The organism is Amycolatopsis sp. NPDC104863 (assembly GCF_055582965.1).
Window position 1 is genome coordinate 608,528 of sequence record NZ_JBVJOW010000005.1, and the last position, 22,500, is coordinate 631,027.

Genomic DNA, 22,500 nt, shown 5'->3' on the forward strand with positions numbered 1-22,500 from the left:
GCGCCGCGGCGGGCACGCCGGCGGAAAGCGTGGTGCAGCCGGATGCCGGCACAAACCTGCACATACCGGCAGGGAGTTCCGCCGGCTCCGCGAGGAGCGCGGCCTGACGCGCCGCGACCTCAACCGCCGGCTGCACAGCGACCTCTCGCTGCAACCCTCGCCACCTGCGAGCTCAGCACCCGGCGGTGCTCGGTCGCCCGCCTGGTCGAGCTGTACCTGGCACTGGAAGTGGCCCCCGAAACGCTGCCCGCCCACGTCGGGCAACGCTGTTCCGGCACCTTCGAAGCCACGGAGTCCAACGGGTCCGAGTCGGGCCCGCGCCGCGTCGTCCGCGCGCAGCACCGGGACCGGCCCCGTTCCGCCGCTGAGCCGAAGGCAAGCTCGCCGAGTGCGGCACCGACGACGCCCGCAGGAGGCGCGCCTGGACCCCGGCTGCCCGGGAGTGGCTCGCCGAGCTCCGCGGGACCAGGACCACCGTCCTGTTCGCCCCCATCCGGGCCGCTGCCCGACCACACGGGCTGACCCGCTCAGGCGAACTCCGGACCGCGAGGCGCCTTTCCGCGACACCTTTTCGCTCGTCGCGAGTGAACGTAAGACTTCCGCAATCTTTCCCGTGGCCCCGAGCGCCGGATTCACATGAATTTCACCCGCGCTTCCCCTGATTCCGCGCTTGTAGGCATTTTTCCGGACACCGGAATGCTCATTCACGAATGGTTTGATCACCCGCGTGGGGAAGATCACCGTTTGTTACTTGCCAACTACGGTCAACTCTGTCGAGGATGGAGATGCATACCAACGGGTGAACCGGGATACACCGAATGGAGTCCTGAAGGCAGCCGTTCGAGTGGAAAGGGAGCTGCGTGGGGTTCACGGACTTTTCGTCCGATTCCGTCGTCGCCACGGCGGCCCGGCCGTCGGACGCCGAGCCGGTCCGGCGGTTGCACCACGTCTTCGAACGAACCGCCGACCGTGTTCCGGACGCCGTCGCGCTCGAGGTCGGCGGCGATTCCTTCAGCTACGAAGAATTGGACAGGCGGGCCAACCGGCTCGCCCACCGGTTGCGCGCCGCCGGGGTCCGGCGCGGGGCCCGGGTCGCGATTCTCGTCGAACGCAGCCTGCACACCTACACCTGCCTGCTCGCCGTCGGGAAGGCCGGCGGGGTGTTCGTGCCCATCGACCCCGCGTCCCCCGCCGACCGGGTCGCCTACATCACCGAAGACGCGGGCGTCGACCTGCTGCTGACGACGCCGGACCGCGTCGCCGCCGCCCCCTGCCCCACGCTCGACCCCGGCGACCTCGCCGGCCGCGACGACCGGCCGGACCTCACCGAGGACGACCTGCTCGACGCCGGCCCGAGCGCGTACGTCATCTACACCTCCGGGTCCAGCGGCCGCCCCAAGGGCGTCGAGGTCGCGCACCACAGCATCCGCAACTTCCTCGACGTCGTCCCCGAGCTGTACGACGTGCGCCCGGACGACCGCGTCTACCAAGGGATGACGATCTCCTTCGACTTCTCGATCGAGGAGATCTGGCCGACGTGGGCGGTCGGCGCGACGCTCGTCGCGGGCCCGACCGACTCCCGCCGGCTGGGCGCCGAGCTGGCCGAATTCCTCGAGGAAGCGCGGATCAGTGTCCTCTACTGCGTCCCGACGCTGCTGGCGACGATCCCGCACGACCTACCCCTGCTGCGCAACCTCCTCGTCGGCGGTGAAGCGTGCCCGCGCCAGCTGGTCGACCGCTGGGCGCGCCCCGGCCGCCGGATCCTCAACACCTACGGCCCGACCGAGGCCACCGTCACCGCGACCTGGTGCGAGCTGCGGCCGGGCCGGCCGGTCACCATCGGCGTGCCCGTGCCGACGTATTCGGTGGTGCTGCTCGACGACGACCGCGTGCCGGTGCCCGCCGGCGAGGTCGGCGAGATCTGCATCGGCGGCCCGGGCGTCGCCAAGGGCTACGTCGGGCGGCCGGAGCTGACCGCGGACAAGTTCGTCAACCACGACGGCGAGCGGGTGTACCGCACCGGCGACCTCGGCCGGCTCGTCGACGGCGGGGAAATCGAATACCTGGGCCGCGCCGACGCCGAAGTGAAGATCCGTGGCCACCGCGTCGACCTCGGCGAGATCGAGAGCGTCCTGCTCGCCGACGCGGACGTCTCGGCGGCCGCCGCGGCGATGGTCGAGGTGACCCCGGGCAGCCCCGAGCTCGTCGGCTACGTGGTGTCCACAGCGGACGAGACCGCGCTTTTCCCGCGCCTGCGGGAAAAGCTGCGCGACCAGGTGCCCGCGTACATGGTGCCCGGGTTCTTCGTCACGCTCCCGGTGCTGCCGATGATGCCCAGCGGCAAGGTGGACCGCCGCGAGCTGCCGGTGCCCGAAGGCCGGAAGAGAACCCTGGACGGCCCGCTCGTCGCCCCGGCCACCGAAACCGAAGAGACCGTCGCGCGAGTGTGGGCGGAAGCGTTCGGCATGGCGCCCGAGGACTTCTCGGTGACCGCGGACTTCTTCGCCGACCTGGGCGGCCATTCGCTGCTGGCCGCGACCGTCGTGTCCCGGCTGCGCGAGCACGACCTCGCCGCCGGGATCGCCGTGCGTGACCTCTACGCCCACCCCGACGTCCGGTCCCTGGCCGCGCACCTGGACGCGCACGAGCCCGCGGCGGCCACCGAAGCCGAGCCGCGCCACGCGCCGATCCGCCATCGGACGCGCCGGATCGCGGTCGCCGGCGGCGCGCAGGCCGTGGTCGTCTACCTGCTGCTGCTGGTGATCACGCTGCCGGTCGCCTACGTCTACACGTGGAACGACGGTGACGTCTCGGTTTCCGTCCTTGCGCAGCTGCTGGTCGCGATCCTGGTCAGCTACCTCGGCGTCCGCTGGCTGGTGCCACTGCTGCTGGTGTGGCCGCTTTCGGCGGGCATCCGGCCGGGCCGCTACCGCCTGTGGGGGCCGACCTACCTGCGACTCTGGACGCTCGACCTGCTGCTGAGCGTCGGCCCGCTGCCGGTGGTCAGCGGGTCCGGGCTGATGCCGCTGTACCTGCGCCTGCTCGGCGCGCGGGTCGGCAAGCGCGCGGTGATCGCCACCAGCTCGATCTCCCTGCCCGCGCTGGTGCGCGTCGAGGACGACGCCGCGATCGGCTACGGCGCGGTGCTGCGGCCGTGGCGGGTCGAGGACGGCTGGGTGACCGTCGGGGAGATCACCGTCGGCGCGGGTGCGTTCGTCGGCGCGAACTCCGTGCTGGAGCCGGGCACCTCGGTCGGGCCGGGCGCCGCGCTCGCCGAGCAGTCGCTGCTCGGCCGCGGGGAGTCCGTGCCCGCGGGCGAGCGGCGGGCCGGGTCGCCGTCGGCCCGGGTGGACGCGCTGTCTCCGGTCGTCGAAGACCTGCTGGCGCCGGCCGAACCCGGCCGCGGGTGGCGGTTGCACCACGTGCTGCTGACCCTGCTGGGCCTCGGCGCCCTGGAGGTCGGCGCGATCTGCCTGATCCTGCCCAGCGTCGCGTTCGTGTGGTGGGCACTGCTGGGCTGGGGCGTGCTGGCCGGGGTGGTCGCGACCGTGCTCGCCGGGCCGATCTTCGTGGTGACCGTCTGCCTGGTCGTCGCGCTCGGCCGCAAGCTCGTGCTACCGGACACGCCCGTCGGGATCCACCCGGTGCGCTCCGGGCTCGGCGTCCGCAAGTGGGTCGCCGACAAGCTCCTCGAGTTCAGCCTGACCTTCACGAACTCGCTCTACGCAACGCTGTACACGGTCCCGTGGCTGCGGCTGCTCGGCGCCCGGGTCGGGCGCGGCGCCGAGGTGTCCACGGCCGGGCACCTCGACCCGGACCTGCTCACCCTCGGCCCGGAAAGCTTCGTCGCCGACATGGCCACGGTCGGCGCGGCGACGTTCGCCCGCGGCCGGGTCGCCTTCCTCACCACCGACGTCGGGCGGCGCGCGTTCGTCGGCAACGCCTCGGTCGTGCCGGCCGGGACGGCGCTGGGCGAAGGGTCCCTGGTCGGCGTCGGCACGGTCCCGCCCGGGACGCAGGTGCCCGGGGACTCCTCGTGGCTCGGCTCGCCCGCGATGCACCTGCCGCGGCGCCAGGACAGCGGCGACTTCCCCGAGGAGCAGACGTTCCGTCCGCCACGGCGGCTGGTCCGGCAGCGCCTGGCCGTCGAGTTCGCCCGCGCGACGCTCCCGGCGTCCCTGCTGGGCCTGAGCTTCTACCTCTTCCTGCTGGCGCTGTCCGGGCTCGCGGCCGGCCGCGACCTGCCGGTGCCGGCGCTGGTCTCGCCGCTGGTCGCGATCGCGTCCGGGCTCGGAGTGATCGGGTTCTGCGCGGCGACCAAGCGCAACGTCGTCGGCGAGTACACCCCGCGCGTCGAGCCGCTGTGGAGCCCGTTCGTGCGCCGCAGCGAGTTCGTCACCGGGCTCTACGAGTCGGCGGCGGTCCCGGCCGGGCTCGGCATGCTCGTGGGGACACCGTTGCTGCCGCCGCTGCTGCGCTGGTTCGGCGCCCGGATCGGGCGGCGCACGTGGATCGGCACGACGTACCTGACCGAGTTCGATCTGGTGCAGGTCGGCGACGACGCCACGGTCGGCACCGAGGTCTCGCTGCAGACTCACCTGTTCGAGGACCGCGTCATGAAGATGTCGGTGGTCACGGTCGGGGACGGCGCGACCGTCGGCACCCGCGCGATCGTGCTCTACGACGCCGTGGTCGGCGACGGTGTCTCCCTCGGCTCGCTGTCGCTGCTGATGAAGGGCGAACACCTCGCCTCGCACACCTCCTGGCGCGGCATTCCCGCGCAAACCCTGCTCGTGAAAGGACTTCCGGCGTGAACACCGCCCTGCTGACGTCCGGCGCCCACCACTTCCGGGTCGACTACGAGATCAACCCGTACATGGACACCGCGGTGCAGCCGGACCCGGCGGCCGCGATCGCCGAACACGACGCGCTCGTGGCCGCGCACCTCGCGGCGGGGCGCAAGGTCGAGTTCCTCGACCCGGCGCCGGAGTGCCCGGACATGGTCTACACGGCCAACGCGGCCGTGGTGCGCGCCGGCCGGGCCGTTCTCGCGAACCTGCCGCCCGAGCGGCGCGCCGAGACGCCGTACCACCGGGACTGGTTCACCGCCAACGGGTTCGAGGTCACCGAGTCGCCGTACGCGTTCAGCGGCCAGGGCGACGCGCTCGCCCACGGCGACCTCCTCCTGGCCGGGTACGGGCAGCGGACCGACCGGCGCGCCCACGACGTCGTCGCCGAGGTGCTCGGGTACGAGATCGTGCCGCTGCGGACGACCGGGCCGCGCTGGTACGACCTGGACCTCGCGGTCGCCGTGGTGGCGCCCGGTGTCCTCGCGTACTGCCCGGCCGCGCTCGACGAACCCAGCCGCGGCCGGCTGCGCGACCTCGGCGGCACGCTGATCGAAGTTTCCGAAGCCGAAGCCGAGGCGTTCGCGCTCAACCTGGTGAGCGACGGCGTCACCGTGACGATGACCGCGGGCGTCCCGGTGCTGGCGGCGGAGCTGCGGGAGCTCGGCCTGGACGTCGTCGAACTCGAAACGACGCAGCTGCGCAAGGGTGGCGGCGGGGTTCGCTGCACCGCGCTGACCCTCGACAACCCCGGGCGGGCCGCGTGAAGCTCGCGCTCGTCTACCGCGGTCCGGCGACCACCCCCGGCTGCCCCGAGGCCGTCGCCGGGCTGCTGCAGTCGACCCGGCACGGCTTCGACGTCCGGTTCACCGGTCCGCGCGAAGAGATCCCGCTCGGTTCGGCGGCGCTGTCGGAAGCGGCGCTGTACGCGCAGCCGGGTGGCGGGACGCTCGGGCGCGCGTACCGGAAGCTGCGCGGCCACCGTGACGACATCCGCGCCTTCGTCGACGGCGGCGGCCGCTACCTCGGTTTCTGCCTCGGCGGTTACCTGGCCGGCGCGACGCCGGGGTTCGGGTTGCTGCCCGGCGACACCGACCGCTACATCGACACCGGCAACGCGACCATCGACCACGACGAGGACGCCATCGTCAAGGTCCGCTGGCGCGGTCGCCGCCGCAAGCTGTACTTCCAGGACGGCCCGGTGTTCGTGCTCGACGACCCGGCGGCCGCGGACGTGCTCGCCACCTACCCGAACGGGACGGCCGCCGCGCTGGTCGCCCCCTTCGGCGCGGGCCGGGTGGGCGTCGTCGGCCCGCACCCGGAAGCCACCCGCGACTGGTACACCGACGGCGGTCTGCGCGCGCCATGGCTCCGCTTCGGGCACGACCTCGGCCGTGACCTCGTGAACACGGTGATGGCCGCATGACGGACACCGCGCGCGAAACACGCCCGGGCACGACCGAAACCCCGCGCGACCGCGCGCCCCGGGTCCGCCTGACCGCCGTCGACGCCACGCGGGGAATCGCGCTGCTCGGCATGATGGCCGTGCACTCCCTGCCGGAGGAGAGCACGCCGGGCCACCCGTCCCTGTCGTTCGCGATCTTCGGCGGCCGCGCGGCGGCGACGTTCGCCGTCCTGGCCGGGGTCGGCGTCGCCTTCATGACCGGACGACGGCGAGTGCGCGGCGCCGGTTTCCGCGCCACCGCGGCGATGCTGGCCGTCCGCGCGCTCGCCATCGGCCTGATCGGGCTGGCCCTGGGCTACACCGACGCCGAACTGGCCGTCGTGATCCTGCCGTACTACGCGATCCTGTTCCTGTTCGCGATCCCGCTGGTCCTGCTGCCGACATGGGCGGTCGCGGCCGTGGGCGTCGCGGTCGCGGCCGGCGTCCCGCCGCTGACGCACCTGCTGCAGCCGCACCTGCCCGAACCGACGTTGCTGAACAACGGGTTCGCCTACGCCGTGACGCATCCCGTGCGGCTGCTGACCGAGCTGACGCTGACCGGCGAGTACCCGGCTCTGTCGTGGACGGTGTACCTCTGCGCGGGCATCGTCGTCGGCCGGCTTTCGTTGCGCCGCGTGAAGACCGCGGTCGCGCTGCTGGGAACCGGGGTGGCGCTGGCCGTCGGCGCGGTGGCGGCGTCGTGGGTGCTGCTGCACCGCTTCGGCGGCCTGACCGAGATCTGGTCCGCGCAGCCGTTCAGCGTCCTGACCGTGCCGGAGACGACGGAGCTGCTCAACCTCGGCGGCGACGGCACAACGCCGACGTCGACGCCGTGGTGGCTGGCCATCGCGGCCCCGCACACCGGGACCGCGCCGGACCTGGTCGGCACGACCGGCTCCGCGATCGCCCTGCTGGGGCTGATGCTCCTGCTCGGCCGGGTCGTGCGTCCCGCCGTGCTCGCTCCCCTGGCCGCGGCGGGCAGCATGACGCTGACCTTCTACACCGCGCACATCATGTTCCTGAACTCCGATTACGACGTGTACAGCCCCGGCGTCGGGTACGCGCTTCAGGTTGCCGCGGTACTGGTCGTCGGCCTGGCCTGGCGGGCGACAGCCGGGAAGGGACCCCTGGAGTCGCTCGTCACGGCGTTGGCGAAACGGGCGCGAGAACCGTTCCTGGAGCGGGCGTGACCGGGTTGTCCCGCCGGGGTCTCCTGGCGGGCGTCGCGGCGGTGGGCCTGCTCGCCGCGTGCGGTGGGCCCGAACCGGGCCCGCTCGCCCTCGTCTACCGCGGCGACGGCGCGACCGACCCGTGTTCGGACGCGGTGGCTGCCTTGCTTCGCGCGCACCCGCGTGGTTTCCGTGTCGAGTACTGCGGCCCCGGCGAAAAGATTCCCTTGACGACCGAGGCATTGTCGGCCGCGGTGCTGTACGCGCAGCCGGGCGGCGGAGGCCTGTCGGACGCGTGGCGGGTGATGCGCCGCCACCGCGACGTCATCACGGCGTACGTCCGCGGCGGCGGCCGCTATCTGGGCTTCTGCCTGGGCGGCTACCTGGCGGGCGCAACCCCGGGCTTCGGCCTGCTCCCCGGCGACACGCAGCAGTACACCACGTCGCGCGGGGCGGAGGTTCGGTCCGCGAAGGACACGATCGTCGAGGTGGACTGGGAAGGCAGCCGCCGCGAGATGTACTTCCAGGACGGCCCGCAGTTCGTCCTGAACGCACCGGCAACGGTGCTGGCGCGCTACACGAACGGAACGATCGCGGCGGCGGTCGCGGGGTACGGCCGCGGCCGGGTCGCGGTGGTCGGCCCGCACCCCGAGGCCCCGGCGTCGTGGTACCGCGACGCCGGCGTGGCGGACCCCGGCGACGGACGGCTCGACCTGGGGTTCGCCTTCGTCGACCGCGCCCTGGCTTGACTCCGGCCGGAGACTCCTGGCCCGACCTGGTCCGGCATCACTCGACACCATCCGACACAGCCTTGATCCAGGCACTGTCCACGTCGCCGATACCGGAAGCCGCAAACCGGCCAGCAGCGGGGACTCACCGTAGCCAGATATTGCCTGTGGTGAGGTGTTCGGGTGAGCTCGCCCGTTCAACTCGCGCTCGGTGGCCCGGCCGGTCACGCCCTGTCAGCCTTTCGCGCGGTCGCCGCCGCCCCTTCGTCGGCCGGTGACCTGCTCGAGCAGGCCCAGACTCCCGCCGTGATCACCCTGGTCGCCGGTGGGGTGGCGTTGCTGGTCGTGCTGGTCGGTGGGTCGCCTTGGCGGCTGGTGCGCAACGTCGTCACCATCGTGCACGAGGCCGGGCACGCCCTGGCCGCGGTGCTCGTCGGGCGGCGGCTGCAGGGCATCAAGCTGCACTCGGACACCTCGGGCGTCACCGTGTCGCGCGGGAAGCCCGAAGGGCCGGGCATGGCGTTCACCGCGATGGCCGGGTACCTCGCGCCGTCGGTGCTGGGGCTGCTGTTCGCCAGCCTGCTGGGGAACGACCTGGTCGGGACCGTTCTCGTCCTGATCGCGCTGCTGCTGCTCGGCGTGCTGGTGATGGTGCGCAACGCCTACGGGGTGTTCACCGTCGTCGCCAGTGCCCTGGTGCTCGCGCTGGTCGCGTTTGTCGCGCCGGTCGAGGTGCAGGCTCCGTTCAGCTACCTCGTGACGTGGTTCCTGCTGTTCGGCGGGGTGCGGCCGGTGGCCGAGCTGCAGGTCAAGCGGCGGCGCGGGCAGGCCCGCGACTCCGACGCCGACCAGCTGGGCCGGCTGACCGCGGTGCCGCCGGTGCTGTGGGTGCTGGTGTTCGCCGTGGCGACCGTCAGCTGCCTGATCGCGGGCGGGCTGTGGCTGCTGGAACCCGCCGCCGCCTGAGCGCTGGTGGCGGGAATTCACCGACCGCGAGTTGAATGGGTGCCATGAATGATCTCCGCACCCTGGGCCGGACCGAACTCGCCGTTTCGCCGTTGTGCCTGGGCGGGAACGTCTTCGGCTGGACGGCCGACGAAGCGCAGTCGTTCGCCGTGCTCGACGCCTACCGGGCGGCCGGTGGCAACTTCGTCGACACCGCGGACTCGTACATGTACCACTTCCCCGGCAACGAGCCCGGGCAATCCGAGGTGATCATCGGCCGGTGGCTCGCCGCGCGCGGGAACCGGGACGACGTCGTCGTCGCGACGAAGGTCGGTGACCACCCGCAGTACAAGGGCCTGGCGCCGGCCACCATCAAGGCTGCCGCCGAGGAGTCCCTGCGACGGCTGGGGATCGACCACATCGACCTGTACTACGCGCACTTCGACGACGAGTCCGTCCCGGTGGAAGACATCGTGGCCGCGCTCGACGAGCTGGTGCGGGCGGGCAAGGTGCGGGCGCTCGGCGCGTCGAACGTCAGCCCCGAGCGGCTCTCCGCCTCGCTGGAGTTCGCCGCCCGGGAAGGGCTGACCGGGTACAGCGTGCTCCAGCCGCAGTACAACCTCGTCTCGCGGGACACCTACGAGGGCGCGCGCCGGGACGTCGTCCAGCGGGCGGGGCTGGCGTGTGTTCCCTACTTCGCGCTCGCGTCGGGGTTCCTGACCGGGAAGTACCGTCCGGGGCAGGCGGTCGACAGCGTGCGTGACCTGCCCGGCTTGGCCGGGGGCTACGCGGACAGCGAGCGCGGGGTCAAGGTGCTCGCCGCCCTGGAGACGGTCGCCGCGGCACGGGGTGCGCAGCCGGCGACGGTCGCGCTGGCCTGGCTCGCGCAGCAGCCGACCGTGGTCGCGCCGATCGCCTCGGCGCGCACGGTCGAGCAGGTGCCGGCGCTGGTCGCGATGGCGGACCTGCGCCTGTCGGACGGCGAACTGACCGCGCTCGGCGACGCGTCCGCCTGAGGGGGCGGCGGAGCCCCTGGTCACGCCCATGCGGCAAACTGGTCTCTCGCTGGTCCGCGCGGAGGGAGACGAACGATGGACGAGGTCGCCAAGGCCGTCGAGGAGTGCGCACGGGCGGCGAAGCTGGCCGCGCCGTCGCTCGCCGCCGCGAGCGCCGAGACCATCGATGCCGCGCTGAGCGGGATGGCCGAGCGGCTGGTCACGCACCGGGAGGAGATCCTGGAGGCGAACCAGGCCGACGTCGAGCGGGCGAAGGCCGAGGGCATGAGCGCCGGTCTGCTCGACCGGCTCACCATCACCCCGGAGCGGCTCACCGGCATGGCCGAGCAGCTGCGGCTGCTCGCCGGCGCCCCCCACCAGGAGCGGTCGGTCGAGGTGTCCACGCTGGACGGCGGCCTCAAGCTGGTCGAGCGACGACGCCCGGTCGGCGTGATCGGCGCGAACTACGAGGCGCGGCCGAACGTGACCGTCGACGTGGCGTCGCAGCTGGTCAAGTCGCGCAACGGCGGGGTGCTGCGCACCGGCTCGGCCGCGCTCGGCTCGGCCCAGCGGCTGCGGGAGGTCGTCATCGCGCCGGCGCTGACGGAGGCGGGCATCAACGCCGACTGCGTCCAGCTGGTGCCGCGCGTCGAGCGCGAGGCCGCGTCCGCGCTGGTGCGGCTGCCCGACCTGGTGCCGCTGGTGATCCTGCGCGGCAGCGGGGACAGCACGCGGGCCCTCGCGACCGAGGCGGCCGTCCACGGCGTGCGGACGCTCGCCCACGCCGACGGCGGCGGTGTGCTGTACGTCGACCGCGGCGCGGACGTCACCAAGGCGCGCGACCTGGTCTACGCCAGCCTCGACCGGCTGGGCGTCTGCAACCGGCTGAACCTGCTGCTCATCCACGAGGGCATCCACGACGAGGTCTGGCCCGGGATCGCCGAAGCGCTGGCCGAGCGGGGTGTCACGCCTTCGCTGGCGCCGCACGAGCACGCCATCGGCTACGAGTGGGCGCTGGACTCCGACCGGGAGGCGACCGTCACCGTCGCGAAGGTCGGGGCGCTGGCCGACGCCGTCGAGATCGCCAACGAGCGGACGTCGGGCCTGGCCGCGGGCATCTCCACCGAGGACGAGTCGGCCGCCGACGCCTTCTTCGACGGTTACACCGGCACCGGCGTCTTCTGGAACGCGCCGACCCGGCTCCTCGACGGCTTCAAGCTGCTCGCCGTGCCGGAAACCGGCATCAACCTGGACAAGGTCCCCGGCCCGCGCGGACCGGTGACGTACACGGACCTCTACGTCCGCCAGTACGCCGTCCTGCCGGCCTGAGCCCGGTCAGATCCGCGGCGGCACGCTCGCGAGCCGCCGCAGGTCCTGCACCGTCTGCTCGGTGTTGTCCAGCAGTTCGGTCCGGTCGAGGGTGTCGGCGGCGTGGCGGAAGATCGCGGTCGGGCCGTCGCCGATCGCGATCGCCGCGACCAGGCGGCCTTCCGGGTCGCGGGTGAGCCCGGTCGACACCCGTACCTCACGGCCGACGGTGTCGACCGTGGTGAGGGTCCGTTCGTGGTACCAGCCGCGCGTGCCCATGCCGGATAGACGCCGCGATCGCCGGGCGCGTTACGGAACGGCATACTGGGCCGGGTGATCACCCGGCCGCACGTCCTGCTGTCCGCCGCGCAGTCGCTCGACGGCTTCCTCGACGACACCTCACCCGAGCGGCTCGTACTGTCCACAAAGGACGACTTCGGCGTCGTGGACCGGCTGCGGGCCGAGGCCGACGCCATCTTCGTCGGGGCGGGAACGGTCCGCGCCGACAACCCGCGGCTGCTCGTCCGGTCGCCGGAGCTGCGGCAACAGCGGCTGGCGCAGGGGAAGCCGGAACAGCCCGTCAAGGTCACCGTGACCACCCGTGGCCTCGACCCGGACGCGCAGTTCTTCACCGTCGGGGACACCGAGAAGATCGTCTACGCGCCGCTCGGGGCGGCCGACGCGCTGAAGAGCGTCGCCACCGTCGTCGACGCCGGGAACCCGCCGGATTTCGGGCGCGTCCTCGACGACCTCGGCGCGCGCGGCATCAAGAACCTGCTGGTCGAGGGCGGTGGCGGGATCCACACGCGGTTCCTCACGGAAGGCCTCGCCGACGAGCTGCGGCTCGCGATCGCACCGTTCTTCGTCGGGCAGCCGGACGCGCCGCGGTTCGTCGGGCCCGGGCTCTACCCGCGGCCGCTGGTGCTCACCAGTGCGCGTGAGCTCACCGGAATGGCGATCCTCGAGTACCGCGCGGCCGCCGAACCGACCGGCCGGGACGTCGGCCGGCTGAAGGAAGCCATCGCGCTGGCCGCCGAATGCCCGCCGAGCCACACCTTCCGGGTCGGGGCCGTGATCACCGACGCCGACGGCGAGGTCGTCGCGACCGGGCATTCCGGCGAAGGTGATCCGGCCAACCACGCCGAGGAAGCCGCGCTCGCCAAGTGCGAAGGCGATCCGCGGCTGGCCGGGGCGACCATGTACAGCTCGCTGGAGCCGTGCAGCCACCGGAGCTCCCACCCGCGCAGCTGCACCCAGCTGATCCTCGACGCCGGGATCCCGCGGGTCGTGTTCGCCTGGCGCGAGCCGCCCGTGTTCGTCGACGCCCGGGGCACCGAGCTGCTCCGGCGAGCCGGGCGGCACGTCGTCGAGGTGCCCGCGCTGACGCGAGAGGTCCAGCGCGAGAACACCCACCTCGACTGGAAGTAGCCCGTGCGGGCGCGAACCCGCACGGGCCGGACGGCTCAGCAGGCGCCGTTGTCGGTCCAGACACCCCATTCGCCGGTGGTGCCGGGCTCTTCGCCCTGCGTCCACCACTTCGCGGTGAACTTGTGGCTGTTGTGCTTGACCACGTCGTCCTTCACGTAGACCTTGGTGCGATCCCACTCCGCCGCGGTGCAGGAGCCGCCGCCCGGGGTGGTCGGCGTCGTGGTCGGGTTGGTCGGCGTCGTCTGCGGCGGGGTCGCGCCGGCGAAGCGGACGCTGAACTTCGTGAAGTCCCAGTCGTTCTGCGGGACGTTGCTGCAGACGCCGTTGTCGGTCGTGCCGACGCAGGCGCGGTCGCGGTTGACCGACCAGAACGTGAAGCGGCCGAGGCCGTGGCTGGTCGCGTAGTCGTACACCGTCTGGAAGTCCGCGGTGTAGAACATCTCCGAAGCGTCCGACTTGCCGTTCATGCCGGAGAAGCCTTCGTGCGAGTACGCCGTCGCGCTGTCCCAGCCCATGTGCGACATCAGCAGGCCGTGCAGGGCCTCGAGCGCGGACACCTGCGACGAGCCGCCGTTGAAGCCTCCGTCGAAGGGCATGATCGAGAAGTTGTTGGGGGAGAAGCCGATCGACTTCGCCTGGTCGAGCAGCTGCGTGCCGAACCAGCCGGTGCCGGCCGCGGTGCCCGGCATGGTCACCGACACGAAGAGGCCGGGGTTGTTGGCCTGCAACGTCTTCGCCGCGCCGAGCTCGTTCGCGATGGCCGCGGTGTTTTCGTACTCGGGCTCTTCGAGGTCGAAGTCGATCGCCTTGAGCGAGTACTTCGAGATGACCTGCTGGTAGGCGGCGGCCGTCGCGGCGACGTTCCCGCAGGTCTGGCCGAGCTTCGTGCCGCCGTACCCGCCGACGGACACCGAGACGTCGCCGCCGTTGGCGCGGATCCGCGAGATCACGTTCGCGACGGTGGTGTCGGACGAGACCGCGTTGGTGCCGTCCCAGGTGGGGCTGCAGCCGCCGCCGTTGGGCGCGAGGATGAAGGCCAGCTGGAAGGCCTTGAGCCCGGTCGCGTTCATCACCGTGATGGGATCGGGCGGGTTGTTGCTCACGGGCATCAGGTACGGGGCCGCGGCGTACCAGTTGTTGCTCAACGCGGCCGTCGCCGACGGCGCGCCGAGCACGAGGCTCACGGCGGTGGCGGCGAAAGTGGCGGCGGCGAGCCCGACGGCGGCCAGTCTGCTCCTGCGCATGACTTGTCCTCCCGGTGGGGATCGAGGGTGGACAAACTATTGGACTAGACCATTGATGAAGTCAAGACTCGAAGGTCGGGCGCCGCGGATCGGCGGGCGAAAAGCGCCGTAATATCCGATATTTGTCCGGACAACACGAACGCGCGGGTGAGCTGACGACGGTCGTGTGCGCCGAGGGGCGCAGCAGAATAAGGGAAGTGCCGGACCCGCGCGCGCTCAACCCGGCGGCAGGGTCACCGTGACAACGAGCCCACCCTCCGGCCGGGCCGTCGCCGTCACCTCGCCGCCGTGGGCGTGCGCGACCGACCGGACGATCGACAACCCCAGCCCGGCGCCCTCCGCGGCCACCCTGGCCCGCCGGTGGAACGGGTCGAACAGGGCCGGCACCTCCGCCGCAGGGATCACCGGGCCGCTGTTGGTCACCGTCAGCTCGACGCGGCCCGGGTGCGTCCGCGTGGTCACCCGGACCCAGCCGTCCTCGACGTTGTGGCGGAGGCCGTTCTCCACCAGGTTGTGCACCAGCCGCTCCAGCAGCAGCGCGTCACCCAGCGCCGTCGCTTCGCCCAGATCCTCCTGCACACCCGGCGGCAGCACGTGCGCGACGACTGCCGCCAGGTCGACCGGGCGGCGCTCGGTCAACGCGCTCTCGGAGCGGGCCAGCAGCAGCAACCCGCTGATCAGCTTTTCGTGCCTCGAATTGATCTGCAGCAGCTTCGCGCCGAGCTCCTGGACGTCGTCGGACGCGGTGCGGCGGTGCATCGCCACCTCGACCAGGGACCGGTTCAGCGTCAGCGGGGTCCGCAGCTCGTGGGACGCGTTCGCGACGAACCGGCGTTGCGCGTCGAACGACCGGTCGAGCCGTTCGACCATGACGTCGAACGCGTCGGCGAGGTTCTTCACCTCGTCGTCCGGGCCGCGCAACGCGATCCGCGAATGCCCGGCCGGGTCGGCCGCGGCGGCGATGCGGCGCGCCGTGTCCGTCACCTGCCGCAACGGCGCCAGCGCGCGGCCCGCCACCAGCCAGCCCAGCCCGGCCGCCAGCACCGCCACCGCGCCGAGCGCGATCGCGCCCTGGGTCAGCAGCGACGTCGCCGCCGCTTCGCGCACTTGCCGCGCCTGCTCGTCGAGGGACTCCGGTGACGGCAACGAAGGCAGCCCGGCCGGCGCCGTGCCCGCGATGAACGTCACCCGCCGGCCGACCTGCTGGGTGAACAACAGGTACGTGACGCCCAGCAGCGCCCCGCCCGCCAGCAGGAACAGGCCGCCGTAGAGCACGGTCAGCCGCAGCCGGAGGCTCACCGGAGCCGGTAGCCGACGCCGGTGACCGTCTCCACCAGCGGCGGGTCGCCGAGCTTGCGGCGCAGCTTGAGGATGGTGAGCCGGACCGCGCCGGTGAACGGGTCCGCGTGCTCGTCCCACGCCTTCTCCAGCAGGTGCTCCGCGGACACGGTCGCGCCGTCGGCGCGCAGCAGCTCGGCGAGCACGGCGAACTCCTTTTTGGACAGAGGGAGGTAACGCCCGTCGCGGAACACCTCGTGCCGGGCCGGGTCGAGCGTGACGCCGGAGCGCCGCAGCACCGGCGGCGCGGCCGGACGGCAGCGCCGCCCCAGCGACTGGATCCGCGCCGCCAGCTCCGGGAACGCGAACGGCTTGGTGAGGTAGTCGTCGGCGCCGAGGGACAGCCCGTCGACGCGGTCGGTGACCTCGACGGCCGCGGTGAGCATCAGCACCCGGGTCGCGGCTTCGGACGCCACCACCTGCCGGCAGACGTCGTCGCCGTGCACGACCGGCAGGTCGCGGTCGAGAACGACGACGTCGTAGTCGTGCACGGCGATCCGGTCGAGCGCCGCCGCGCCGTCGTGGGCGATGTCGACCGCGTGCGCCTCGTCGCGCAGCCACTCCGCGATCGCGTCCGCGAGCATCGGCTCGTCCTCCACCACCAGGACCCGCATGCCGCCATGATCGCCGCGGCGGTGTTTCCTCCTCGTTAGCGGCACTGGTGGAGCGTCGGGCCGGAGCCGCCGCCGTACGCGGCGGGGTCGACCACCGCGCAGTGCCGCTCGATCCAGCGACGGCGTTCCTCCTGAACGGGACTCCGCGGCGGCATCCCCGGGACGGCGCCCGCGCTCAGCACGAACTTCAGCTTGCCTTCGGCGAGCCAGCGGTCGAGCTGCGTCACCGACGGCGCGTTGTCCCGCCCGCCGAAGCCGCCCATGCCGATCACGTTCGCGTCGGAGTCGATGAGGTAGGGCGCGACTGCGCTCGCTTCGGCGTTCACGGCCAGCGTGATCTCGGTGCCGTGCTCGCGGGCGTAGCCGAGGATGCGCCGTTGCTCGTCCGACAGCGTGGCGGTGCCGTCGCCGCCGCCGACGAGCATCAGCCGGGGCTGCGGTCCACCGGGGGACGGCGGCGGCGCACCGGGACCGCTCGCCGGCCCGGCGGCGGGCAGTGTCCCGGCGGACGTGCTCTGCGCGGCGGCGTACGACCACACGGCGGGCGTGAGCAGCACAGGCACGAGCGCGGCGGCCAACGCGCGTCGCCGGGGCGCCACCGCCAGCCAGGCGACCGCGAGCAGCGCCGTGCCGAGCACCGCCCAGCGCGTCCAGCCGTAGAACGTCGTGTCTCGCGAAGTCAGGACGAACGCCCAGGCCGCGGTGCCGACGACGGCGAGAGGGAGCAGGGTCCGGCGGTGCTGCCGCCACAGCAGCGCGAGCCCGGCGGCGGCGACCGCGGCGATCGCAGGCGCCATCGCCGTGGTGTAGTACGGGTGCCAGATGCCGCCGGCGAAGCTGAAGACGACAGCGGTCACCAGCAGCCAGCCGCCCCAGAGCAGCCAGCCCGCGTCGCGCCACCGGCGGCCGATGACGACCAGGACGAGCAGGCAGAGCGGCAGCAGCCAGGAGATCTGGCCGCCGACGACGTCGTTGAACATCCGGCCCGGCCCCGGATCACCGCCGAAGGACGACTGGGTCTGCACGCCGTTGCGCATGATCATCATGCCGCCGCCCTCACCGTCGCCGGAGAGGCGGCCGAAGCCGTTGTAGCCGAAGACGAGGTCCCACGCCGAGCCGTCCGCGCTGCCGCCCATGAACGGCTTGGCGCCCGGCCACCAGTCGTAGAGGGCGATCCACCAGAACGACGAGACGACGAGCACCCCGCTCGCGACGAGCACGTCGAGCAGGCGGCGTTTGAGCGGCCCGCTCGTCCCGGCGAGGTACGCGGCGACCAGCGCGGGGACGATGATCCACGCCTGCAGCATCTTGGTCAGGAACCCGCAGCCGACGAAGAAAGCGCAACACCACAACCATTTCCGGCCGCTTTCGAGCGCGCGGGTGAGCGCGTAGGCGGCGGCGACCAGGAACAGGACGAGCAGGGTGTCGGGGTTGTTGTCGCGGTTGATGATCACGGTGACCGGCGTGAGCGCGAGGATCACCGCGGCCAGCAGGGCGACGTTCTCGCCGGCCCACCTCCGGACCGTGCGGTGGAGCAGGAAGACCGCGGCGACGCCTTCGAGGACCTGGGGCAGCAGCAGCGCCCAGCCGTGGAAGCCGAAGACCAGCACGGAGATCGCCTGCGGCCACAACGCGAAGGGCGGTTTGTCGACCGTCACGACGCCGTACGGGTCGAAGGAGCCGAAGAGGAAGTTCGTGAAGCCCCCGGTCATCGACTTGACGGCGGCGGCGTAGTAGGTGTTGCCGAGCTGGCCGTTCCCGATCTTCCAGGCGTAGAGCACGGCGGCGCCGAGGCAGACGAGCGGAAGCGCCCAGGAGCGGGTCTTCGGGAGAGTGGCGGTGATCATGGCGGCCACTCAACCGGGACCCGCGTTTCCCGGGCGTTTCCGCGTCAGCTGTTGTCGTTCAGGAAGTCGTAGTCCTTGCACTCGCCGGCGTGGTACCGGTCGTCCTCTTTCCAGTACCGGCAGAACTTGAAGCCGACACGGGTTTCGGGGAGGTCGTAGACTCCGCCGTTGGCCGCGCTCTTGGTGACGCAGTTGCCGTTGCCGCCGACGTTGATGCTGTAGAGCTGGGTGCCACTGGCGGGCGTGCCCTTGTAGACGTAGACGATGACGCCCCGGCCGTCGGCGTCGGTGTCGCAGATGTGGACGCGGTCGCCTTCCTCGGTGAACACGCCTTCGCCGCTCCAGCCGGAGACGCTCCCGAAGGCGTCACCGGTGTGAATGTGCTTCGTGTGCTCGGCGGCCGAAGCCGGCGACGCGAGGCTCAGCCCGGCGATCAGGGCTGCGGCGGCTACGGCTAGAACCTTCTTCAAGTTGTTTCCTTCCAGGGGCGGGAAGGAGACCGTAGCCGCCGCGGCCTGCAATCGGCTTGCAGTCACTCCGCCTCGAGGTCACCGTTCGCCGGAGCCGGCCTGGGTGCCTGCCGCCACGGCCGTTGCGGTTCGCGCCAGGATAATCATGGCTCTCACGCTTCGACAACCACGCGATCAGCATCGGGTGCCGTGCCAGCGGGCAACAACCCGCCGGAGCCGAGCCCCGCCCTCCACCGGGGGACGGGCCCTGCTCCAGTCTATCGGTGCGGTGTGACCGAAACCCGGAATCCGGGCGCGGGCCCGGAAGTTGTCCACATCACGGCCGCGCTGTGGACAGCTAGGCGATCGGCTGCCCACAGCGGCGACGAGGTGCGTCGCCCGGCTGCGAATCGTCACTCCGCCTCGAGGTCGCCCTCCAGCGACAGATACACATCACGCATGCGAGCCAGCAGCTCCGGGTCCGGCTCTTCCCACAGCCCGCGGTCCGCCGCCTCGTTCAGGCGCTCCACGATGCCCCTCAGCGCCCACGGGTTGGCTTGTCGCAGGAACTCCTGGTTCACCTCGTCCAGCACGTACGACTCGGTCAGCTTCTCGTACATCCAGTCGCCGACCACGCCGGCCGTCGCGTCGAAGCCGAACAAGTAGTCCACCGTCGCCGCCAGCTCGAACGCGCCCTTGTAGCCGTGGCGTCGCATTGCCGCCAGCCAACGGGGGTTCACCACCCGCGCGCGGAACACCCGCGCCGTCTCCTCGCCCAATGTCCGCGTGCGGACCGCGTCCGGCGAGGTGCTGTCGCCCACATAGGACGCCGGGGCCGTGCCCGTCAGCGCGCGGACCGTCGCGATCATGCCGCCGTGGTACTGGAAGTAGTCGTCCGAGTCGGCGATGTCGTGCTCGCGCGTGTCGGTGTTCTTCGCCGCCACCACGATCCGCTTGTACGAGCTCTCCATGTCCTCGCGCGCCGGGCGGCCGTCCAGGTCGCGGCCGTACGCGAAGCCGCCCCATACCGCGTACACCTCGGCCAGGTCCTTGTCGTCGCGCCAGTTTCCGCTGTCCATCAACGGCAGGAGGCCTGCGCCGTACGCGCCCGGCTTCGAACCGAAGATCCGCGTCGTCGCGCGGCGCGCGTCCCCGTGCGAAGCCAGGTCGGCGGAAACGTGCGCCCGGACGAAGTTCTCCGACGACGGTTCGTCCAACTCGGCCACCAGGCGCACCGCGTCGTCGAGCATCGTGATCACGTGCGGGAACGCGTCGCGGAAGAACCCGCTGATCCGGATCGTGACGTCGATCCGCGGGCGGCCGAGCTCGGCCAGCGGGATGGCTTCGATGCCCGTGACGCGCCGGGAAGCCTCGTCCCACACCGGCTGGACCCCCAGCAGCGCCAGGACCTCCGCCGCGTCGTCGCCGGACGTCCGCATCGCCGACGTCCCCCACACCGACAGCCCCACCGAGCGCGGCCAGTCGCCGGTGTCCTCGCGGTACCGCTTCACCAGCGAGTCCGCCAGCGCCTGCCCGGTTTCCCAGGCCAGCCGGCTGGGGATCGCCTTCGGGTCGACCGTGTAGAAGTTCCGTCCGGTCGGCAGCACGTTGATCAGCCCGCGCAACGGCGACCCGCTCGGCCCCGCCGGGATGTACCCGCCGTCCAGCGCGTGCAGCACCGCGTCCAGCTCGCCGGACGTCCCGGCCAGCCGTGGCACGATTTCGTTGGCCGCGAACGAAAGGACCTGCGCGACGGCGTCGTCCGGCGCCACCGAAGCGACCGCCGTGGCGTCCCAGCCGCGCATCTCCATCGTCTGGACGAGCTCCCGCGCCGTCTTCTCGACCGCGTCCACTTCGGACATCGGCGCGTCTTCCTTGAGCCCCAGTACGGACCGCAGGCCCGGCACCGCGCCCTGCTTGCCGCCCCACATCTGCGACGCGCGCAGCATCGCCAGCACCAGGTTGACCCGCGCTTCGCCGGTCGGCGCCTCGCCCAGGATGTGGAGGCCGTCGCGGATCTGCGCGTCCTTGACCTCGCACAGCCAGCCGTCGATGTGCAGCAGGAAGTCGTCGAACTCCGCGTCGTGCGGACGTTCCTCGACGCCGAGGTCGTGGTCCAGCTTCGCGGCCTGGATCAGCGTCCAGATCTGCGCGCGGATCGCGGGCAGCTTCGCCGGGTCCATCGCCGCGATGTTCGCGTGCTCGTCCAGCAGCTGCTCGAGGCGCGCCATGTCGCCGTACGACTCCGCGCGTGCCATCGGCGGGATCAGGTGGTCGACGATCGTCGCGTGCGCCCGCCGCTTCGCCTGCGCGCCCTCGCCCGGGTCGTTGATGAGGAACGGGTAGACCAGCGGCAGGTTCCCGAGCACGGCGTCGGGCGCGCACGACGCCGAGAGCCCGGCCGTCTTGCCCGGCAGCCACTCCAGCGACCCGTGCTTGCCCAGGTGGACCACGGCGTGCGCGCCGTATTCCTCCTCCAGCCACCGGTACGCGGCCAGGTAGTGGTGGCTCGGCGGCAGGTCCGGGTTGTGGTAGATCGCGACGGGGTTCTCGCCGAACCCGCGCGGCGGCTGGATCATGATGATCACGTTGCCGCTCTGCAGCGACGCCAGCACGATGTCGCCGTTGTCGACGTACAGCTCGCCGGGCGCCGGACCCCAGTGCTCCTCGACGCCTTCGCGCAGCTCCGCGGGCAGCGCGTCGAACCATTCCTGGTAGCGCGCCGCGGGCACCCGGATCGGGTTTCCGGCCAGCTGCTCCTCGGTCAGCCACTCCGGGTCCTGACCGCCCGCCGCGATCAGCGCGTGAATGAGTGCGTCGCCGTCGGGCTGGTCGGTGCCGGTCGGGTTGACGCCCGGGAACGCGTCCGCGCCCAGGTCGTAGCCCTGCGCGCGCATCCGCCGCAGCAGCTCGATCGCCGACGCGGGCGTGTCCAGGCCGACCGCGTTGCCCACGCGAGAGTGCTTCGTCGGGTACGCGGACAGCATCAACGCGATGCGCCGCTCAGCAGGTGGCGTGTGCCGCAGCCGCGCGTGCGCCAGCGCGATCTTCGCGACGCGGCTCGCGCGCTCGGGGTCCGGGACGTACCGGGGGAGGCCGTCGGCGTCCAGCTCCTTGAACGAGAACGGCACCGTGATCAGCCGGCCGTCGAACTCCGGGACGGCCATCTGGTTCCCGGCGTCCAGCGGCGACAGGCCGTCGTCGCTGGCCGACCACGTCTCGCGGTCGCTGGTCAGGCACAGCGCCTGCAGGATCGGGACGTCGAGGGCGGCCATCTCGGCGACGTCCCAGGCCTCGTCGTCCCCGCCGGCGCCGACCTCGGACGGCCGGGTGCCGCCGGCCGCCAGCACGGTGACCAGCAGCGCGTCGACCCGGCCCAGCGCGGCCATCATCTCCGGCTCGCGCGTCCGCAGCGACGCCGTGTAGATCGGCAACGCGCGGCCGCCCGCGGCTTCGATCCGGTCGGCGAGCGTGTGCACGAAGTTCGTGTTCCCGGACAGGTGGTGGGCGCGGTAGTAGAGGATCCCGACCAGCGGGCCGTCGTGCTCCGCGTCGGGCCGCTCCAGGACACCCCACGAGGGCTGCTCCGCGGGCGGCTCGAAGCCGTCGCCGGTGAGCAGGAGCGTGTCGGAGAGGAACCGGTGCAGCTGGGTGAGGTTCGCCGGGCCGCCCTGCGCGAGGTAGGCGTGGGCCTCGGCGGCGATGCCCGCGGGCACGGTCGAGAGCTTCATCAGCTCGGCGTCCGGCGTCTGCTCCCCGCCCAGGACGACGACGTGCGCGCCCGACGCCAGCAGCGTGTCCAGGCCCTCCTGCCAGGTCCGCGGGGTGCCGAGGATGCGGACGACCACGATCCGGACGCCGTCGAGCAGGGCCGGCAGCTCCGCGGCGCCGAGCCGCGCGGGGTTGCCGAGGCGGTACTCGCCTTCGGCGGAGCGCGCGCTGAGCAGGTCTGTGTCCGAAGTGGACAGAAGCAGGATCACGAGGTTCCTCCTCGGGGTCCGCGCCCCGGGTAGACGGGCGCGCCGGCCGGAGTTCCTGGCTCCCGGAGATCGCTCTCCGGTGACAGTGGCGGGACCGCCCCGGACTCTCACCGGGTTCCTCCACCTGACGGCGCGTGGGTATCGGAGTCACTCTCCGGTGCCGG

General features: G+C 72.2%; 16 protein-coding genes and 1 riboswitch. Of the genes, 9 read left to right on the forward strand and 7 right to left on the reverse strand.

The annotated features are described in order from the left end of the window. Positions 1 to 860 precede the first annotated feature (860 nt). The 8 genes from ACZ63J_RS29725 to ACZ63J_RS29760 all read left to right on the forward strand — a co-directional run bounded on the left by ACZ63J_RS29725 (position 861) and on the right by ACZ63J_RS29760 (position 11,457). Positions 861 to 4,814 carry a Pls/PosA family non-ribosomal peptide synthetase gene (locus tag ACZ63J_RS29725; protein ID WP_465401145.1) on the forward strand — a complete coding sequence of 1,318 codons (3,954 nt, stop codon included), beginning with the start codon at positions 861 to 863 and terminating at the stop codon, positions 4,812 to 4,814. Continuing rightward, a complete protein-coding gene (locus ACZ63J_RS29730) occupies positions 4,811 to 5,614 on the forward strand; it encodes a dimethylarginine dimethylaminohydrolase family protein (RefSeq protein WP_465401146.1) in 804 nt (267 codons plus the stop codon). Before ACZ63J_RS29725 ends, ACZ63J_RS29730 begins: the two co-directional genes overlap by 4 nt. Then, on the forward strand, positions 5,611 to 6,273 hold the full coding sequence (locus ACZ63J_RS29735; RefSeq protein ID WP_465303840.1) for a BPL-N domain-containing protein: 663 nt from the start codon (positions 5,611 to 5,613) through the stop codon (positions 6,271 to 6,273). The genes ACZ63J_RS29730 and ACZ63J_RS29735 overlap by 4 nt, the downstream gene beginning before the upstream one ends. Beyond that, positions 6,270 to 7,481: a heparan-alpha-glucosaminide N-acetyltransferase domain-containing protein gene (locus ACZ63J_RS29740; RefSeq protein ID WP_465401147.1), complete on the forward strand. Its 1,212-nt coding sequence runs from the start codon at positions 6,270 to 6,272 to the stop codon at positions 7,479 to 7,481. Before ACZ63J_RS29735 ends, ACZ63J_RS29740 begins: the two co-directional genes overlap by 4 nt. Continuing rightward, positions 7,478 to 8,209: a BPL-N domain-containing protein gene (locus tag ACZ63J_RS29745; RefSeq protein ID WP_465401148.1), complete on the forward strand. Its 732-nt coding sequence runs from the start codon at positions 7,478 to 7,480 to the stop codon at positions 8,207 to 8,209. Before ACZ63J_RS29740 ends, ACZ63J_RS29745 begins: the two co-directional genes overlap by 4 nt. Positions 8,210 to 8,371: 162 nt before the next feature. Next, on the forward strand, positions 8,372 to 9,154 hold the full coding sequence (locus tag ACZ63J_RS29750; protein WP_465303846.1) for a M50 family metallopeptidase: 783 nt from the start codon (positions 8,372 to 8,374) through the stop codon (positions 9,152 to 9,154). Positions 9,155 to 9,198: 44 nt separating this feature from the next. Further along, the gene (locus ACZ63J_RS29755) at positions 9,199 to 10,149 is read left to right on the forward strand and encodes an aldo/keto reductase (protein WP_465401149.1); all 951 of its coding nucleotides are present in this window, start codon (positions 9,199 to 9,201) and stop codon (positions 10,147 to 10,149) included. 75 nt (positions 10,150 to 10,224) lie between these two features. After that, a complete protein-coding gene (locus ACZ63J_RS29760; RefSeq protein ID WP_465303850.1) occupies positions 10,225 to 11,457 on the forward strand; it encodes an aldehyde dehydrogenase family protein in 1,233 nt (410 codons plus the stop codon). Between the two features lie 6 nt (positions 11,458 to 11,463). Here ACZ63J_RS29760 and ACZ63J_RS29765 read toward each other — a convergent pair whose 3' ends face one another. Further along, positions 11,464 to 11,715, reverse strand: coding sequence for a hypothetical protein (locus ACZ63J_RS29765; protein WP_465401150.1), 252 nt, complete (start codon positions 11,713 to 11,715; stop codon positions 11,464 to 11,466). 54 nt (positions 11,716 to 11,769) lie between these two features. Between ACZ63J_RS29765 and ACZ63J_RS29770 the strand changes: the two genes are divergently transcribed. Continuing rightward, positions 11,770 to 12,864, forward strand: a complete 1,095-nt coding sequence (locus ACZ63J_RS29770; RefSeq protein ID WP_465401151.1) for a dihydrofolate reductase family protein — start codon at positions 11,770 to 11,772, stop codon at positions 12,862 to 12,864. A gap of 35 nt (positions 12,865 to 12,899) precedes the next feature. Here ACZ63J_RS29770 and ACZ63J_RS29775 read toward each other — a convergent pair whose 3' ends face one another. The 6 genes from ACZ63J_RS29775 to cobN form a co-directional block, all read right to left on the reverse strand. Continuing rightward, positions 12,900 to 14,108, reverse strand: coding sequence for a chitinase (locus ACZ63J_RS29775; RefSeq protein ID WP_465401152.1), 1,209 nt, complete (start codon positions 14,106 to 14,108; stop codon positions 12,900 to 12,902). Positions 14,109 to 14,324: 216 nt separating this feature from the next. Continuing rightward, on the reverse strand, positions 14,325 to 15,407 hold the full coding sequence (locus ACZ63J_RS29780) for a sensor histidine kinase (protein WP_465401153.1): 1,083 nt from the start codon (positions 15,405 to 15,407) through the stop codon (positions 14,325 to 14,327). Continuing rightward, positions 15,404 to 16,060 (reverse strand): response regulator transcription factor, encoded by a 657-nt coding sequence (locus tag ACZ63J_RS29785; protein ID WP_465401154.1) that lies wholly within the window; start codon positions 16,058 to 16,060, stop codon positions 15,404 to 15,406. The genes ACZ63J_RS29780 and ACZ63J_RS29785 overlap by 4 nt, the downstream gene beginning before the upstream one ends. 35 nt (positions 16,061 to 16,095) lie before the next feature. Further along, the gene (locus ACZ63J_RS29790) at positions 16,096 to 17,907 is read right to left on the reverse strand and encodes an ArnT family glycosyltransferase (RefSeq protein ID WP_465401155.1); all 1,812 of its coding nucleotides are present in this window, start codon (positions 17,905 to 17,907) and stop codon (positions 16,096 to 16,098) included. Positions 17,908 to 17,951: 44 nt separating this feature from the next. Beyond that, the gene (locus ACZ63J_RS29795; protein ID WP_465401156.1) at positions 17,952 to 18,377 is read right to left on the reverse strand and encodes a hypothetical protein; all 426 of its coding nucleotides are present in this window, start codon (positions 18,375 to 18,377) and stop codon (positions 17,952 to 17,954) included. 392 nt (positions 18,378 to 18,769) lie between these two features. Further along, positions 18,770 to 22,336, reverse strand: coding sequence for a cobaltochelatase subunit CobN (gene cobN, locus ACZ63J_RS29800; RefSeq protein WP_465401157.1), 3,567 nt, complete (start codon positions 22,334 to 22,336; stop codon positions 18,770 to 18,772). Positions 22,337 to 22,385: 49 nt separating this feature from the next. Further along, positions 22,386 to 22,457, reverse strand: a riboswitch (cobalamin riboswitch). Positions 22,458 to 22,500: the final 43 nt, after the last annotated feature.

Coding starts and splice junctions, on each gene's coding strand:
- ACZ63J_RS29740 (WP_465401147.1), top strand. CDS start 6,270: ATGACGGACACCGCGCGCGAAACACGCCCGGGCACGACCGAAACCCCG.
- ACZ63J_RS29755 (WP_465401149.1), top strand. CDS start 9,199: ATGAATGATCTCCGCACCCTGGGCCGGACCGAACTCGCCGTTTCGCCG.
- ACZ63J_RS29760 (WP_465303850.1), top strand. CDS start 10,225: ATGGACGAGGTCGCCAAGGCCGTCGAGGAGTGCGCACGGGCGGCGAAG.
- ACZ63J_RS29765 (WP_465401150.1), bottom strand. CDS start 11,715: ATGGGCACGCGCGGCTGGTACCACGAACGGACCCTCACCACGGTCGAC.
- ACZ63J_RS29775 (WP_465401152.1), bottom strand. CDS start 14,108: ATGCGCAGGAGCAGACTGGCCGCCGTCGGGCTCGCCGCCGCCACTTTC.
- ACZ63J_RS29785 (WP_465401154.1), bottom strand. CDS start 16,060: ATGCGGGTCCTGGTGGTGGAGGACGAGCCGATGCTCGCGGACGCGATC.
- ACZ63J_RS29790 (WP_465401155.1), bottom strand. CDS start 17,907: ATGATCACCGCCACTCTCCCGAAGACCCGCTCCTGGGCGCTTCCGCTC.